General features: G+C 32.7%; 13 protein-coding genes. 3 read left to right on the top strand and 10 right to left on the bottom strand.

Annotation, left to right across the window (positions count from 1 at the left end; all coding sequences use genetic code 11):
• Window positions 1-2: 2 nt before the first annotated feature.
• From DUZ96_RS11380 to panC, 10 genes are all read right to left on the bottom strand, one after another.
• Window positions 3-644, bottom strand: a complete 642-nt coding sequence (locus DUZ96_RS11380; protein WP_114302059.1) for a lipoprotein signal peptidase — start codon at window positions 642-644, stop codon at window positions 3-5.
• 17 nt (window positions 645-661) lie between these two features.
• Window positions 662-1,282, bottom strand: a complete 621-nt coding sequence (locus DUZ96_RS11375; protein ID WP_114302058.1) for a hypothetical protein — start codon at window positions 1,280-1,282, stop codon at window positions 662-664.
• A 73-nt stretch (window positions 1,283-1,355) separates the two neighbouring features.
• On the bottom strand, window positions 1,356-1,739 hold the full coding sequence (locus tag DUZ96_RS11370) for a TraR/DksA C4-type zinc finger protein (RefSeq protein WP_114302057.1): 384 nt from the start codon (window positions 1,737-1,739) through the stop codon (window positions 1,356-1,358).
• 5 nt (window positions 1,740-1,744) lie between these two features.
• Window positions 1,745-5,149 (bottom strand): isoleucine--tRNA ligase, encoded by a 3,405-nt coding sequence (gene ileS, locus DUZ96_RS11365; RefSeq protein WP_114302349.1) that lies wholly within the window; start codon window positions 5,147-5,149, stop codon window positions 1,745-1,747.
• Between the two features lie 553 nt (window positions 5,150-5,702).
• Entirely contained in the window at window positions 5,703-7,061 is a 1,359-nt protein-coding gene (gene radA / locus DUZ96_RS11355; protein ID WP_114302055.1) for a DNA repair protein RadA, read from the bottom strand.
• Window positions 7,062-7,255: 194 nt separating this feature from the next.
• Window positions 7,256-8,440, bottom strand: coding sequence for an alpha/beta hydrolase (locus DUZ96_RS11350; protein ID WP_114302054.1), 1,185 nt, complete (start codon window positions 8,438-8,440; stop codon window positions 7,256-7,258).
• Between the two features lie 77 nt (window positions 8,441-8,517).
• On the bottom strand, window positions 8,518-9,666 hold the full coding sequence (locus tag DUZ96_RS11345) for an alpha/beta hydrolase (RefSeq protein ID WP_114302053.1): 1,149 nt from the start codon (window positions 9,664-9,666) through the stop codon (window positions 8,518-8,520).
• Window positions 9,667-9,709: 43 nt separating this feature from the next.
• A complete protein-coding gene (locus DUZ96_RS11340) occupies window positions 9,710-10,669 on the bottom strand; it encodes a lysylphosphatidylglycerol synthase transmembrane domain-containing protein (protein WP_114302052.1) in 960 nt (319 codons plus the stop codon).
• Between the two features lie 4 nt (window positions 10,670-10,673).
• Window positions 10,674-11,024 (bottom strand): aspartate 1-decarboxylase, encoded by a 351-nt coding sequence (gene panD / locus DUZ96_RS11335; RefSeq protein WP_114302051.1) that lies wholly within the window; start codon window positions 11,022-11,024, stop codon window positions 10,674-10,676.
• A 13-nt stretch (window positions 11,025-11,037) separates the two neighbouring features.
• Window positions 11,038-11,889 carry a pantoate--beta-alanine ligase gene (gene panC / locus DUZ96_RS11330; protein ID WP_114302050.1) on the bottom strand — a complete coding sequence of 284 codons (852 nt, stop codon included), beginning with the start codon at window positions 11,887-11,889 and terminating at the stop codon, window positions 11,038-11,040.
• Window positions 11,890-11,999: 110 nt separating this feature from the next.
• Between panC and DUZ96_RS11325 the strand changes: the two genes are divergently transcribed.
• The 3 genes from DUZ96_RS11325 to glmS are packed head-to-tail and all read left to right on the top strand — an operon-like array spanning window position 12,000 to window position 16,361.
• Window positions 12,000-12,812 carry a glycogen/starch synthase gene (locus tag DUZ96_RS11325; RefSeq protein ID WP_114302049.1) on the top strand — a complete coding sequence of 271 codons (813 nt, stop codon included), beginning with the start codon at window positions 12,000-12,002 and terminating at the stop codon, window positions 12,810-12,812.
• Between the two features lie 7 nt (window positions 12,813-12,819).
• Complete coding sequence (locus tag DUZ96_RS11320; RefSeq protein WP_114302048.1) at window positions 12,820-14,502, top strand: DUF4270 domain-containing protein; 1,683 nt, start codon at window positions 12,820-12,822, stop codon at window positions 14,500-14,502.
• Between the two features lie 11 nt (window positions 14,503-14,513).
• Window positions 14,514-16,361: a glutamine--fructose-6-phosphate transaminase (isomerizing) gene (gene glmS, locus DUZ96_RS11315; protein ID WP_114302047.1), complete on the top strand. Its 1,848-nt coding sequence runs from the start codon at window positions 14,514-14,516 to the stop codon at window positions 16,359-16,361.
• Window positions 16,362-16,472: the final 111 nt, after the last annotated feature.

The raw sequence follows: 16,472 nt of genomic DNA, 5'->3' as shown, positions 1-16,472 counted from the left end.
AACTAGAAATCAACCCCTAAATCATTTGAGTCTTTAAAAGCTCTTTTATTAAATACTATTAAAATACCAATACCCGTACTAATTGCCATATCTGCAATGTTAAACACTGGATCAAAAAATGAAAAATACTTACCACCAAAAAAGGGCAGATTCTCTGGTAAAATACCCGACCAAATAGGAAAATACAACATGTCTACTACCTTGCCATGAAATAGATTCTCATATCCTCCTGTTTCAGGCAAAAGTGTGGCAACTTCCATAGTACTATCACTAAATAAAATACCATAAAAAACAGAATCAATTATATTACCTAAAGCACCTGCAAATATTATTGCAATTGCAAAAATCAAGGTCTTGGACTTTTTCTTTTTTAAGACATCTCTTAGCCAAAAAGCAATACCCGTTACCGCAAAAATTCTAAATATTGTTAATATTAACTTAGCATTTCTATCGGATATTGAAGAAGTAAAATCGCTTAATTTTGTTCCCCAGGCCATACCGTCATTTTCGACAAAAGCAATTTTAAACCAAGCAAAAACACTTATATCTTCATTTATAAGAAAATGAGTTTTGATATAAATTTTACTGATTTGGTCAACAAGTAAAATAATTAGTATGATTAATACTGTTTTTCTTTGTGACATGGGTGTATTTAAAAAAATTATTGATACATCTTTATAGAAATATCACCGTTTATTGACTTTAAGTTATATAATGATGATTTAACTTTAAATGGATAAATATTAACTTTTCCATTATTTGTTACTGCACTCACAATTTTTGCATCACCAGTTTGAATATTGATATTTCCATCAATAGTATTTATTAATGCTTCCTTAGTATTACCCTTTAGGTTACAATACCCTTGTTGTAACTGAATTGAAATGGAGTTGAAACTTCCATTTAAAATTACTGAACCTATATCGCTCTCAATACTTAAATTCTTCTTTTGTGGTATTTCCAATAATAACTTAGCCGCAATTACCTTAAGAGCATTACGCTTATCATCAGCAATTTCTCTGAATGCTATTTGTTCTAATTTTATATCCAGCCTATCTCCATTTATACTTGTAAAAATTTGATATTCATTTTCATATTCACCATCAACAATTGAATTAATACTTATGATATTTGACCTTGAAGTCTTCACATCAATTAAAAATAGTTGATTACCATCCACAAAAATTTCTTTTATATGATCTGCTCTTATCTGTTTAATGGAAGTGTTTTGAGCAATAATTAAATGAGGGGAAAAAAGAAATAAAAAAGCCTTGAAATACATAATCCAAGGCTTTATGATATTAAATGTGTTCAAACTTTGTTTCTCACAAAAATGAGTCCTTCAAAAAGAAGGGTTATTTCTGCATATTTTTTGCTTCAATACTCAAAGTTGCGTGTGGTACTAATTTTAAACGCTCTTTTTTAATTAGCTTCCCCGTTACACGACAAACGCCATATGTTTTATTCTCAACACGAATCATAGCATTCTTTAAATCACGAATAAATTTCTCTTGGCGAATGGCCAATGCAGAGTTTGCTTCTTTACTCATTGTCGCACTTCCCTCTTCAAAAGCTTTGAATGTTGGAGATGTATCATCTGTACCATTATTATGGTCATTCATATAAGCACTTTTAATCAGTTCTAGATCGTGCTCTGCTTTATCAATTTTCTCTTTAATTAATCCCTTAAATTCCTCCAAGTCCTTATCAGAATATCGGTTTGTTGTTTCTGCTGCCATATGTATTAATGCTTTTGTATAAATAATTTGGTATTTACGTCATCGAAGGCAATTTCTATACCATTGTTTAAATTTTCTTTTATTTGTATTTCTTTAGTTAATGTTTCGGATTTAATATAGTCTTCATTTGAAGCTATTGCCGCAACAATATTTTCATCCTTTTGAAGCTGAACATCTATTCTATCTGTAACTTCAAAACCAGAATCTTTACGCAAATTCTGAATTCGATTGACCAATTCTCTAGCAATACCCTCTTTACGCAGTTCGTCACTCACTGTCACGTCTAAAGCTACGGTTAATGCACCTTCATTAGCAACAAGCCAACCTTCAATATCTTGCGATGTTATCTCTACATCTTCTAATTCTAATGTAATATTTTTTCCGTTAATTTCAAGTGAAATCGAACGATTCTGTTCAATATTTTTTATGTCTTCAGCCGTGAAATTTCCTATTGCACTAGAAATCAACTTCATATCCCTTCCAAACCTAGGTCCTAGCACCTTAAAATTTGGTTTAATTTGCTTAACTAAAATATCAGAAGCATCCTGTAAAAGCTCAATCTCTTTAATATTAACTTCATGTTTGATTAAATTTGAAACTGCCTCAATTTCCAGCTTTTGCTCAAGAGTATCTACAGGTATCATAATTTTTTGAAGTGGTTGTCGAACCTTTATCTTTTCTTTAGCTCGTAACGACAACACCAATGAAGATATTGTCTGTGCATTTTCCATTTTCCTTTCGAGTGTTTTATCGATAGCTGTTTTATCAGCTACTGGGAATTCCGCTAAGTGTACACTTTCAAATGACTCCTTTTGAGTTACTGAATTTAAATCTAAATACAATCTATCCATAAAAAATGGTGCAATTGGTGCCCCTAATTTTGCAATGGTTAGCATGCATGTATATAAGGTCTGGTAAGCAGATATTTTATCTGTTTGGTAATCACCTTTCCAAAAACGTCTTCTACTAAGTCTCACATACCAATTACTTAAATAGTCTTGAGTAAAGTCAGATATTGCTCTTGCTGCCTTTGTGGGTTCATAATCTGCATAATATGCATCTACTTTTTCAATGAGTGTATTTAATTCTGATAATATCCAATTATCTAGCTCAGGTCTTTCATTCAGTTCCAAGTCAGCTTCTGAATAATTAAATCCATCAAGATTTGTATACAATGAAAAGAATGAATATGTATTATACAATGTACCAAAGAACTTTCTCTTTACTTCATCTACCCCTTCAATATCAAATTTTAAGTTATCCCATGGATTAGCATTACTAATCATATACCAACGTGTAGCATCTGCACCTCGGTCTGCTAAGGTTTCAAAAGGATCTACAGCATTACCTAATCTTTTGGACATCTTTTGTCCATTTTTATCTAATACCAATCCATTAGAAACTACATTTTTATAGGTGACTGAATCAAAAACCATAGTACCTATAGCATGAAGTGTATAAAACCAACCTCTTGTTTGGTCAACCCCTTCTGCTATGAAATCTGCTGGAAAAGCTTCATTATTATCAATTAATCCTTGATTCTCAAACGGATAGTGCCATTGTGCATATGGCATTGAACCAGAATCAAACCACACATCAATCAAGTCACTTTCACGTTTCATCGGGTTTCCTGATGGTGAAACTAGTACTATCTTGTCTACTACATTCTTATGTAAGTCTACTGTTTCATAATTCTCTTCAGACATGTTGCCAACTTCAAAAGCGTCAAAAATATCTTCAGTCATAAAACCAGCTTTGATCGATCTTTGTATTTCAGATTTTAATTCCTCTATGGAACCTATGCATAATTGTTCTTTGCCATCCTCAGTTCTCCAAATTGGTAATGGAATTCCCCAAAAACGCGAGCGTGACAAATTCCAATCATTTGCGTTTGCTAGCCAATTACCAAAACGCCCTTCACCAGTAGATTTTGGTTTCCAATTAATCGAAGTGTTTAGCTCATGCATTCTATCCTTAACATCGGTAACCTTTATAAACCAAGAGTCAAGCGGATAGTATAAAATTGGTTTATCAGTTCTCCAACAATTTGGATAACTGTGCTTATATTTTTCAACCTTAAAGGCTTTATTTTCTATTTTTAATTTGATAGCGAGTTCTACATCAACTGACTTCTCAGGCGCATTACCATCATCATAATATTCATTCTTAACATACTTTCCTCCAAGCTCACCAAGTTCAGGTCTAAATCGTCCTTGAAGATCTACTAATGGAACCAAGTTTCCATTTTCGTCTTTTACCAATAATGGTGGTACTTCTGGTGTAGCTTGTTTCGCAACTAGAGCATCATCAGCACCAAAGGTAGGTGCTGTGTGTACTATACCTGTTCCATCTTCTGTTGTTACAAAGTCTCCTGAAATAACTCTAAAAGCATTTTCTGGATTATCATTTGGCAAGGCATAATCTAGAAGTTGTTCATATTTAATGTCAACCAAATCTTTTCCTTTAAATTCCTTTACTACGTAATATGGAATCGTTTTGTTGCCATCTTTATACTCTAACAATTCAGATTTAGCTTCTACTCGATTAAATTTACCATCAAATTGATTTTTTACTAAGCCCTTAGCTAGAATAACATTAATAGGTTTAAATGTATATTGATTATACGTTTCTACTAACACATAATCAATTTTTTGTCCTACAGTTAAAGCCGTGTTACTAGGTAATGTCCAAGGCGTTGTTGTCCAAGCTAAGAAATAAATATCTCCCGTATCCTTGAGAAAATTGGGTAATGTTTCTTTTTTAGCTTTGAATTGAGCTACCACTGTTGTATCAGTAACATCTTGATAAGTACCTGGCTGGTTAAGTTCATGTGAACTTAAACCAGTACCTGCTTTTGGTGAATATGGTTGTATAGTGTAACCTTTATATAACAGATTTTTATCATAAATTTGTTTCAATAGCCACCATACACTTTCCATATATTTTGACTTATAGGTGACATAAGGATTATCCATATCAACCCAATAGCCCATTTTCTTCGTTAGGTCATTCCATATATCAGTGTAACGCATAACTGCCTCCTTACAGGCTTCGTTATACTCCTCTATTGTTATTTTCTTCCCAATATCCTCTTTGGTAATACCTAATTCCTTTTCAACACCCAATTCAATTGGCAAACCATGAGTATCCCACCCAGCTTTTCGCTTAACCTGAAAACCTTTCATTGTTTTATAACGTGGGAATATATCCTTAATAGCACGTGCCAAAACGTGATGAACACCTGGCAATCCATTGGCAGAAGGAGGTCCTTCAAAGAAAACATAAGGCTTCTTACCTTCTCTCGTTGTAACACTTTTATCGAAGATATTATTTACTTCCCAATAGTCACTAATTTCGTTAGCAACTTTTGGCAAGTTAAGTCCTTTATATTCAGGGAACTTTGTACTCATAACATCAAAATTCATTAGGAGTCGCGAAATTAAGAATTTATGTTTAAAGGAAAGATTTAAAAATAAAAAAAAGCAATCCTAAAGAGGTTGCTTTTTCTTTTTAGAGCTATTAATTAATCTGGTTGGTAAAAAAATTAATCTACTAACAAATTTAATTTGAATAAAACGACATATGATTAACATATGTTAAAATCACTTTAGTGTTTTTCTTATTCTGCTCAATTGCACTCGTGAAATATTTAAATAAGAAGCTATCTGATATTGAGTGATTAGGTTTTCAATATTTGGTATTCGTCTTTTTAATTGTAAATATCTTTGGGTAGCATCCAGAGCAGTTGTTCCTGATTCTTTGGCCTCATACGAAATGTAAATGGATTCCAAAATCCGATTATATAAATTACTTAAATCAATATTTGTATTCGAAATTTGTATGAACTCGTAAAAAGTGAATTTCAAAAATTGTTGAATCAACCAAAGCCTCATAACAAAATAGTGGCGGTTTATCTTTTAAGATTGAAGAAAAATGGTTCAACAATTATTGTTTTTGAGTATTTTAGATCAAATGATGGATTATATCTTCGATTTTTGAGACCTTTTGAACTACAATTGACGTATTCTTAATAGAAATCTTGCTGTACTTTGAAATAAAAATCGTTTTGAAGCCTAATTTTTCAGCTTCTAATATACGTTGTTCAACTCGCTGAACCGGCCTTATCTCACCCGATAAACCAACCTCAGCCGCAAAACAAAAGTCACTTGGTAAAGCCATATCTTCATTACTTGATAATATGGCCGCTACAACAGCCAAATCTATTGCTGGATCATCAACAGTTATACCTCCAGTTATATTTAAAAACACATCTTTTGCTCCCAATCTGAAACCAGCACGTTTTTCTAAAATAGCTAATATCATATTCAAGCGTTTTGCATTAAATCCTGTGGCAGATCTCTGGGGTGTACCATAAACAGCTGTGCTAACCAAAGCTTGGACTTCAATCATTAAAGGTCTTAAACCTTCTAACGTTGCTGCAACAGCATTTCCAGATAATTCTCCATCTTTTTCAGAAATTAGAATTTCGGAAGGATTAGAAACTTCCCTTAAACCAGATCCCTGCATTTCATAAATTCCTAATTCATTTGTAGATCCAAATCTGTTTTTGTTAGCCCTTAATACTCTGAACACATGATTTCTGTCACCTTCAAACTGCAAAACAGTATCTACCATATGCTCTAAAATCTTTGGACCGGCAATATGACCATCCTTGGTAATATGGCCAATTAATAAAACAGGTGTTGCTGTTTCCTTTGCAAATTTAATTAGTTCAGTTGTACATTCTTTAATCTGAGAAATACTTCCTGCCGAGGATTCAATGAAATCACTATGTAACGTTTGAATAGAATCTATAATTACAATTTCAGGTTTTAGCCTTTCAATTTGCTTAAATATATTCTGAGTTTTTGTCTCAGTTAAAATATAACAGCTCTCGCAACTAGGATTAATACGTTCTGCACGCATTTTAATTTGCCTCTGACTTTCTTCTCCCGAGACATAGAGTGTTTTATAATTTATATTTAGTGCAATCTGGAGTAATAAAGTACTCTTACCTATACCTGGTTCTCCACCTAGTAGGGTTAAGGAACCCTTTACCATTCCACCTCCTAAAACTCTATTGAATTCGTTATCTAGTATATCTAATCTTGCTTCTTGAGACGTATCAATTTCATTTATTTTTAATGGTTTTGAAATTCTAATGTCAGTTGAGCTCTGTGTTTTCCAATTGCTTTTTTCAGGTTTTTGTATGACCTCCTCCGCAATTGTATTCCATTCTTTACAAGAGGTACATTGTCCCTGCCATTTAGAAAACTGACTACCACAGTTTTGACAAAAAAAAGTTGTTTTTATTTTAGCCATTTAAATATAGGATGAAATATGCTTTAGATAAAAGCATGGCTAAATTAAGATAAATTTAGTTGATGTCTTTAAACCAATTTATAATTGTTAGGATTTTTATAGTAGCGATTTTTGATGTAAGTTTTGTAGATAAAAATAGCTTGATTTTATCATAAAGAGCTTCGAAAAAATAGTCTGTTGACAGTATTCTTTTTTTAGTTGTCTTCATCCTCCTCCTCCTCTCCTTCATCATTATCTGTATCGACAACTGTTAATTCATCAATTTTCGAAAAAATGAATTCTCTGTTTATATGACTAACATCCTCTAATGTTAGTGCTGATTCATATAGCTTTTTGGCCTTTTTAGTTTTGCCAACTTTCTCAGCATATTGTGCTAGATAATATGTTCCTAAAAGAGATTCTGGGTCTAACTTCTTTGCCAATTTCCCAATATTCTCAAGTGATTCTAAATCTTCACGTCGCTCCGCTATTTTAACAACCTTATCAAATTCTTCTTCAGTAATTGGTTTTTTAATCCCAAATAAATCTTCAATCCTCTTGTACCTGTCTATCAAGTACTTGTCTAATGTACCTTCGTATGGCAATACCTTTTCTTCAAGTTCTTTTTCTCTTAGAGGTTTATATAACTCAAATATTTTATCAAAAGATCTTGCAATGGCACTTGTTACCAAGGTGTAGTGATTGTCATTTTTAAAATCGTCAAAGTAATAGGTTAAGTATTGATTATTAGCCTGTGATATTTGACCATCTGCGTCGATCACAGCGTCTCTTATACCTGGTAAATCCTTGTCTGAAGTTGCCATGTAATAAAAAATGTCGTCTTTGAAAAATTCTAATCTTTCACCTAAATAATCCTTAACCGTTCCGGATAAATCAGGACTTAAACATACATATGCATTAAATAATGGATCTTCCTTGAATAAATAGGAATTAATAAAATTTCCCATAAGGTCATGACCTACCGCAACTTTAAATTTACTAGTCTTATATTTATTGTCTAAATAAGGAATTAACTCATCTGCAACAAACTCATGAAAACGAAGGCCGGATTCCTTTGGAAATCCTGTCACCTCATCACAATATCCATCGTAAAAACGTTCGTTTGCTTGCACAATACCAACAACAATAGAGCTTGGCATATCATCAAAATAGGTCTGAAATTGAAGTTGACCAACTACTGGTTCAAATAAATAATCTCCATCAAATACTATAACTAATGGATGTATTATCTCAGAATCAGGATTATAATCATTCGGTAGTTTGATTTTTAATTGCCTTACTGCATTTAGTTTTGAAGATGCAATCTCGCCATAAGTAATTTGAGCAAATAGCTGACACAAAAAGGCATTCAATAAAACTATAAGAATAGTCTTCTTCATTAATAAGTAGGTTTAATTTTGGTCTACCAAACATACTAATTAATCGGTAATCTGTAAATTTTTTTCGATGAAATGCATTAATTTTTTAAAGCATCTTGAGCATCATACATTTTATCTAGCATTATTTCTTTATCAATATACTGAGATGGCTCTAGTAACAAACCTGCCTTGTAGCGCAACAATGCTCTTTTATAGTTTCCTTCTTTTTCGTGAAACATACCCATATAATATGCACTTAGCATTGAATTTGGGTATTCCTTCTTTACTAACTTTGCTAAATTCTCAAGCGACTCTAAGTCATTTTTTTTGTTAGATGCAGAAGCTATTGCTCTAATATCATTTTCTATCAACTTTTTCTTAAACCCATAGAAATATTCAATATCCTCATATTTTTTGGTCAGATATTCAAAAGGAGAACCTTCAAATGGAATTATTTTTTCATTATACTCTTTACCGTTTATAGGTTTGTATAACGTAAATATTTCGTTTAAGGCCTTAGGTATGCCCCTTCCTACTAAGGAATAATGATTGGCATCTTTAAAATCATCGAACTTATATTGAAGCTTTTCATTTTCTACTAATTTTAGTTTTGCATCGCATTCAATAATTGAATTGCGGAGAAATCTAATATCTGCATCTGCAGTTGCCATATAATAGAAGGATTCTTGTTCTATTAGGGCCAATCTCTCTTTTAATCTATCCGCCATTTTCGGAGCTAAATCCGGACTTAGCGCTATGAAGGCTCGAAAAATTGGTCTATCCTTAAATAAATAATAATTCATGAAATTAGCTCCAAGATCATGACCAGCTATAATTCTATAATTAGATGCTGAATAATTATTTTCTATGTAGGGTATTAATTCTGATGCTAAAAATTCATAGAAATTTGCCCCTTCTGCAATGGGTAAAAAGTTATCATCGTCATAATAAAAATCATCCTCTCGAGTATTTCCTTGTTTCACACCTACAACAATACAATCTGGTATGTCTTCCCAATAGGCTTGATAGTCTATATTCCCAGCAACTGGCTCAAATAGATAATCACCGTCAAGTACAATAACTAAAGGATAGGATCTTTTACTGTCGGAATCATAATTTCTTGGCAACTGTATTTTCAGTTCTCTAGATCCATCTAACTTTTTAGATTCAATAGTTTCATAAAGTGCTTGTGAATTAGTGATACATACTGAAAAAACAAATAAGAGTAAAGTATATAAATTCTTCATTGGCAGATTGACTTATAAAGTTAAAGCAAGGTAAAAAATATTTCTAAACAGCACGTTTCCTTCTATTATAGATAGGCAGATATAGTAATGAAATTCCTCCTAAAATAATTATCACAATGGTTTGTGAAGACCACATAATCCAACCAAATGCTCTGCTTTGATCTTCTGGCAAACTAAAAATTAAAAATGCAATTACAATAGCTTCGGGAAATGAGCCGATTCCACCATTTGTCGCAGCGATACTGAAACTGGCTAGAATAAATCCGATTAATACAGGCGCTAAAGATATTCCTTCTAAATCTGGCAAGGATAAAGTAGTAACATAAAACATCAACAGGTACATCACCCAAATGAATATAGTATGAAAAATGAAAGACCACTTGCGCTTCATTTTAAAAATGCTCAGAGCTCCCTCAATCAATCCATTTATAAAGGATTTTATTTTTATGGCAAAACTAGATTTGCTCCTTTTTATAAAACCTAATATCAAGACAATCATCAATAGCAAAATAAGAAGACCCGTGATGAGTGTTTGAGGACGAAATTTTTCAACAAAAAAATTGAATATAAATTCAAATTCTAAAAAAAGCGCAACAGTAATTATAATAAGTAGCATTATTGTGTCTGCCAAACGTTCTGCAACTATTGTCCCAATTCCCTTTTCAAATGGGATATTTTCATAATTGGTTAATATGGTAGCCCTAGTAATTTCTCCTGCTCTAGGTATAGTAAAATTGATGAGGTATGCAGAATAGACTGCCATAAAGCTATTGGCAAGTTTTGGCTTATATCCTAAGGGTTCTGCCATAAACAGCCATCTGTAAGCACGAGATGTGTGACTAAATATACCTAAAAACACCCCTAGAAAAATCCAAAGGTAGTTAGCATTCTTAAAATATTGAACTAATGTAGAAATTGATATTTGAGATAACGAATACCAAACTAATAATATACCCAACAAGAGTGGCAATAAGATTTTTAGAATTGGCTTAGTATTACTCAAAAGATTACTTTAGAAGATTGGTTTCTTCATCTGGAAATACCAAAGATGGTTTAAAAAATTTGGCTTTTTCAATATCCATAAATGCATAAGTGATTAATATTAAGATATCACCAACCGCGACTTTTCTTGCCGCAGCACCATTTAAAGTTATTTCCCCAGTATTACGTGGTCCTGGTATACAGTAGGTTTCTAAGCGTTCACCATTGTTATTATTTACAATTTGAACCTTTTCTCCCTGTATAATGTTTGCTGCATCCATTAAATCTTCATCAATAGTTATACTACCAATATAATTAAGATCTGCACCTGTACATTTTACACGATGAATTTTAGATTTGACAACTTGAATTTGCATGAGGCAAAAATAATTAATTTAAAGCGATATTGTCTATTAATCTTATATCGCCTGCATAAACTGCAATAAACGCTCTATACGTTTTTTCTTTTGACTTTCTTTTTACTAGTTTTAAGGTTGAAGTATCTGCAATTGTGAAATATTCTAATTGTAACAATGGTTGCATTTTAAATTGCTTTTCAACCCATTCCGTAACTTTTTTAGCACTTTTTGTGCCAAACTGTATTTTGGCAGTTTTTAAAGTTCTGTATATAAACGGTGCTACTTCTCTATGATGATTTGTTAATCTTGTATTCCTTGAGCTCATTGCCAAACCATCAACTGCTCTGTGAATTGAACAACCTATAACACGAACTGGTATATCAAGTAATTCCACCAATTTTTTGATTATTTGCAATTGCTGGTAATCTTTTTCACCGAAGTAAGCTTTATGAGGTTTAACAATTTCAAACAAGCGCTTCACTATAGTACCTACGCCATCAAAATGACCATCTCTGAAAGCGCCTTCCATTTCATATTCTAGACCATCAAAAGTAAAAGCATCTGAGATTACTTTTTGCCCATAAATATCTTCAGCATTTGGTGCGTAAACAATTATTTTTTTTTCGCTAACTGTGCTTAAAAGAGCAACATCTTTTTGAAGTGTTCTCGGATATTTTAAAAGATCTTCTTTATTGTCAAATTGTGTCGGGTTTACAAAAATTGAGACAATGACGATGTCATTTTGACTTAAAGCCTTTTCGACCAATGAAAGATGTCCTTCGTGAAGTGCACCCATTGTAGGAACCAAACCAATGCCCTTATCCTTTTCTTTTAACTCGTCGATATGAGTTGACAAATTATTTTTTTTATGATAAATTTTCAATTCTCTTAGTAAAATTTAACGCGTGCAAACTTAATATTTTACTGGCAATCTGCACAAAATTTTGTAATTTTGCATGTTTTTTATTTTGAATTTTTAAAAGCAGCTGATTTATGAAAGATAAACGAATTTTGTATGTGTCCTCTGAAGTAGTTCCGTATTTACCAGAAACAGAAATTTCTTCAATGTCGTTTGAAGCACCCAGAATGGTAAATAAGCAAGGAGGCCAAATACGAATATTTATGCCTCGTTTTGGTAATATTAATGAAAGAAGACATCAGTTGCATGAAGTAATCAGGTTATCTGGTATAAATCTAGTGATTAATGATTTAGATATGCCTCTCATTATTAAAGTAGCCTCAATTCCAAAAGAAAGAATACAAGTTTATTTTATTGATAACGAGGAGTATTTTAAACGTAAAGCAACATTGACTGATGAAGATGGCAACCTTTTCCCAGACAATGATGAAAGGGCAATATTTTTTGCAAAAGGTGTCATAGAAACAGTTAAAAAACTTAACTGGGCTCCAGACATTATTCATGTTAATGGTTGGTTAGCATCCTTATTGCCTCTTTATTTAAGAGAATTTTATAAAACCGAACCATTATTTACAGAAAGTAAAATAGTTACCTCTGTATACAATCAAAACTTTGATGGTACGTTAAACAAAGACATGATAAAAAAGGTCGATTTTGATGGATTAGATGCTGAGGCTACAAAACCTTTAAGTAATCCTGATTATGTTAGCCTAATGAAAGTGGCAATTGATAATTCTGATGCTGTAATAAGAGGTTCTGAAATATTACCCTCTGAATTAGATGATTACTTAAATAGTTTAGAAAAACCAGTTTTAGAATACCACTCACTTGAAGAATTTGCAGACCCATACACAGAGTTCTATTCAAACACTGTTCTCAACGGTTAATATACTTATGAAAAAATATAGAATTGCCCTCCAATTATTTACATTTAGTTTGGTATTTATATCTTTCATTGCTTGTGATAAAGATTTTGCTAATCTAGATTCTGATGTTGTAAATTCAGACATTGCAACAGATTTCACTATTAAGAAAGATAGTTTCAATATTATAGCTTATTCAAAGCGCCTTGGGCCAGTACAATCTGATGGTTTAGGAATAAATTCTTTAGGAATTTATGATGATGTTTATGGCAGATCAACAGCTAGTTTTGTTTCTCAGGTTACCCCTTCTTCTTTTTCTCCAATATTTGGAGAAAATGTAGTTTTAGATTCTGTCGTAATGTATATCCCGTTTTTTTCGAGTGCAACCGAATTTGATGATGAAGGTGAACTGATTTACAAATTGGATTCTGTGATAGGTGATAAGCCCATTAAACTGAGTCTTTTTGAAAGCGATTACTTCTTAAGAGATTTTGTGCCAGATGGGGATTTTAATGAGTCTGAATCTTATTTTTCAAATAAGACCATTGCTGATTCTTCACCTATAGCGGAAACACTTCTTGAAGGCACACCAATCGAATACCTAAATGAGGATGGAACTGTTAATACTGAAAATATTGTTACCATTTCAAATGAGGTTTATACACTGACTGAGCCAGACACAGAAGATGATGAAGATGAAGATCCTCAAGTAATTCAAACCTTATTACCCGGTATTAGACTTGTTTTAAAACCAGATTTTTGGCAAGAGAAAATCTTAGATCAAGAAGGTGAGGCGGTTTTAAGTAGTCAAAACAACTTAGCTGAATATTTTAGGGGAATATATTTCAAAGCTGAACCAGTTAATGATGAAGGAAGTTTTATAATTCTAAATGTTGGTACTGTATCTTCAAATATCACCTTGTATTACACCAGAGATAATGAAAATGCCGATGAAGATAGTGAAGAAACTACTGAGCAATCAACTTTCCAATTGACCTTTGGACCTAATAGAGTAAGCTTTATTGAAAACGATTTCAACTTAACTTTAGCAGATGGGGATGAAGTCAATGGTGACAGCAGACTTTATATTAAAGGGGGTGATGGGTCTATTGCCAAATTGAAGTTTTTTGAAGGTGCTGATTTAGACGAGGATGACGACACATTCAATGCTTTTGAAACATGGAAAAATGATTTCGTTGAGACAGATGAAGATGGTAAATTTATTAAATCAAAACGATTGGTAAATGAAGCTAATTTGGTCTTTTATGTAGATCAAGACCAAGTTGAAGGCAACGAACCAAATCGACTGTATGTGTATGATATAGAGAATAAAACACCGTTGATAGATTATTTTTTAGATGGAATTGTAAATGCAATACCTTCGCTTTCAGTTATTAACCATTTAGGTCCACTTGTTCGTTTTGACGATGAACCTGACGGAGAAGGCATTAAATACAAATTAGAAATTACTGAGCATATTAATAATTTACTTTTGAGAGACTCTACTAACGTAGAATTGGGTTTATCAACAACACTCAACGTAAATTTAGAAGAAAATTTTGCTCAACGACCAGTAATCTCATCTGATGAAGATTTAACCTCACCATTGAGTTCGGTCATTACTCCACGCGGTACTATATTACATGGTAATAATACTGAAGATGAAACAAAAAGAGTGTATTTAGAAATATACTACACTGAACCAAATAACTAAATCTTTAACCTATGTGTGGAATTGTAGGGTATATTGGCTATAGAGAGGCCTACCCAATAGTAATTAAAGGACTTCAACGTTTAGAATATCGAGGCTATGATAGTGCGGGTATTGCACTATATGACGGAACAAACATCAAATTATCTAAAACCAAAGGAAAAGTCTCTGATTTAAAAAATAAATTGGAAGATGAGATTTCTACTTCTGGTAGTCTAGGCATTGGACATACTCGTTGGGCAACTCACGGAGTTCCAAATGATGTTAATTCTCATCCTCACTATTCCAACTCTGGTGATTTAGTTATAATTCACAATGGTATTATCGAAAATTATGATGCCTTAAAAAAAGAGTTGAGCAAACGTGGTTATACATTCAAATCTGATACAGATACTGAAGTTCTTATCAACCTTATCGAGGATGTAAAAAAGAATGAGGACACCAAACTTGGAAAGGCAGTTCAAATTGCCTTAAATCAAGTTGTAGGTGCATATGCAATTGCAGTTTTTGACAAAAACAAACCCAACGAAATAGTCGTTGCTAGATTAGGAAGCCCATTGGCTATTGGTATTGGAGAAGATGAATTTTTTATTGCTAGTGATGCTTCACCATTTATTGAATATACGAAAAACGCTATTTATTTAGAAGATGAAGAAATGGCAATTATCCGAAGAAATAAAGGAGTTAAGGTCAGAAAAATTAAGGATGATGCTTTAGTTGATCCATATATGCAAGAGTTACAATTAAATCTTGAACAAATTGAAAAAGGAGGATTTGATCATTTCATGCTTAAAGAGATTTATGAACAACCAGAAGCTATAAGAGATACTTTTCGAGGAAGATTATTAACTAATCAAGCCATTATTAAAATGGCAGGTGTCGAGGACAATATGAAAAAGTTTTTGGCAGCAGATAGGATAATAATAGTTGCGTGCGGTACTTCTTGGCATGCTGGTTTGGTTGCTGAATATATATTTGAAGATCTTGCAAGAATTCCTGTTGAGGTGGAATATGCCTCTGAATTCAGATATCGTAACCCTGTGATTACGGGAAACGATATTGTCATTGCTATTTCGCAATCTGGTGAAACTGCTGACACTTTGGCCGCTATAAAATTAGCAAAATCAAAAGGTGCTTTTGTTTTTGGAGTATGTAATGTCGTTGGTTCTTCTATTGCTAGAGAGACGAATGCTGGTGCGTATACGCATGCTGGTCCAGAAATTGGAGTTGCATCTACAAAGGCATTCACAACTCAAATAACTGTGCTAAGTCTCATGGCACTGAGACTTGCAAGAGCTAAAGGAACAATTACAAGTTCAGAATTCAGGCATCATTTAATAGAATTAGAAACAATTCCTGCAAAAGTAGAAGAAGCTTTGAAATCGGATGGCTATGTACAAACCATTGCTGATATTTATAAACATGCGACTAATTTTCTTTATTTAGGTAGAGGGTTTAATTTCCCAGTTGCACTTGAGGGTGCCTTAAAGTTGAAGGAGATTTCTTATATACATGCAGAGGGTTATCCTGCAGCAGAAATGAAACATGGCCCAATTGCATTAATAGATGAACAAATGCCAGTTGTTGTCATAGCGACTAAAAAAGGACACTATGAAAAGGTGGTTAGTAACATACAGGAAATTAAATCTAGAAAAGGTAAAATAATAGGTATCGTTACTAAAGGTGATAAAAGTGTTAAAGAATTAGCAGACCATGTTATTGAAGTTCCTGAGACACTAGAATGTTTCAGTCCTTTATTAACCACAATTCCACTTCAATTATTGTCATATCATATTGCAGTCATGTTAGATAAAAATGTTGACCAACCAAGAAACTTGGCTAAATCTGTAACTGTAGAATAATTTAGATTAAATATAGAATCAAGGCCCTTTATTTGAGAATGTAGCAAATTAAGGGCCTTAATTTTTCCAAAACATGTTATGCGCGCATACATTTTTACGAAATTCTCATTG

It is taken from the genome of Winogradskyella sp. KYW1333, assembly GCF_003335675.1.
Taxonomy (GTDB): Bacteria; Bacteroidota; Bacteroidia; order Flavobacteriales; family Flavobacteriaceae; genus Winogradskyella.
This window is presented reverse-complemented; position numbering and strand designations above follow the sequence as displayed.

What these genes read in the sequence shown, in the direction of transcription:
- DUZ96_RS11380 (WP_114302059.1), bottom strand. Translation starts at nt 644, where the DNA reads ATGTCACAAAGAAAAACAGTATTAATCATACTAATTATTTTACTTGTT.
- DUZ96_RS11375 (WP_114302058.1), bottom strand. Translation starts at nt 1,282, where the DNA reads ATGTATTTCAAGGCTTTTTTATTTCTTTTTTCCCCTCATTTAATTATT.
- DUZ96_RS11370 (WP_114302057.1), bottom strand. Translation starts at nt 1,739, where the DNA reads ATGGCAGCAGAAACAACAAACCGATATTCTGATAAGGACTTGGAGGAA.
- ileS (WP_114302349.1), bottom strand. Translation starts at nt 5,149, where the DNA reads ATGAGTACAAAGTTCCCTGAATATAAAGGACTTAACTTGCCAAAAGTT.
- radA (WP_114302055.1), bottom strand. Translation starts at nt 7,061, where the DNA reads ATGGCTAAAATAAAAACAACTTTTTTTTGTCAAAACTGTGGTAGTCAG.
- DUZ96_RS11350 (WP_114302054.1), bottom strand. Translation starts at nt 8,440, where the DNA reads ATGAAGAAGACTATTCTTATAGTTTTATTGAATGCCTTTTTGTGTCAG.
- DUZ96_RS11345 (WP_114302053.1), bottom strand. Translation starts at nt 9,666, where the DNA reads ATGAAGAATTTATATACTTTACTCTTATTTGTTTTTTCAGTATGTATC.
- panD (WP_114302051.1), bottom strand. Translation starts at nt 11,024, where the DNA reads ATGCAAATTCAAGTTGTCAAATCTAAAATTCATCGTGTAAAATGTACA.
- DUZ96_RS11325 (WP_114302049.1), top strand. Translation starts at nt 12,000, where the DNA reads ATGAAAGATAAACGAATTTTGTATGTGTCCTCTGAAGTAGTTCCGTAT.
- DUZ96_RS11320 (WP_114302048.1), top strand. Translation starts at nt 12,820, where the DNA reads ATGAAAAAATATAGAATTGCCCTCCAATTATTTACATTTAGTTTGGTA.
- glmS (WP_114302047.1), top strand. Translation starts at nt 14,514, where the DNA reads ATGTGTGGAATTGTAGGGTATATTGGCTATAGAGAGGCCTACCCAATA.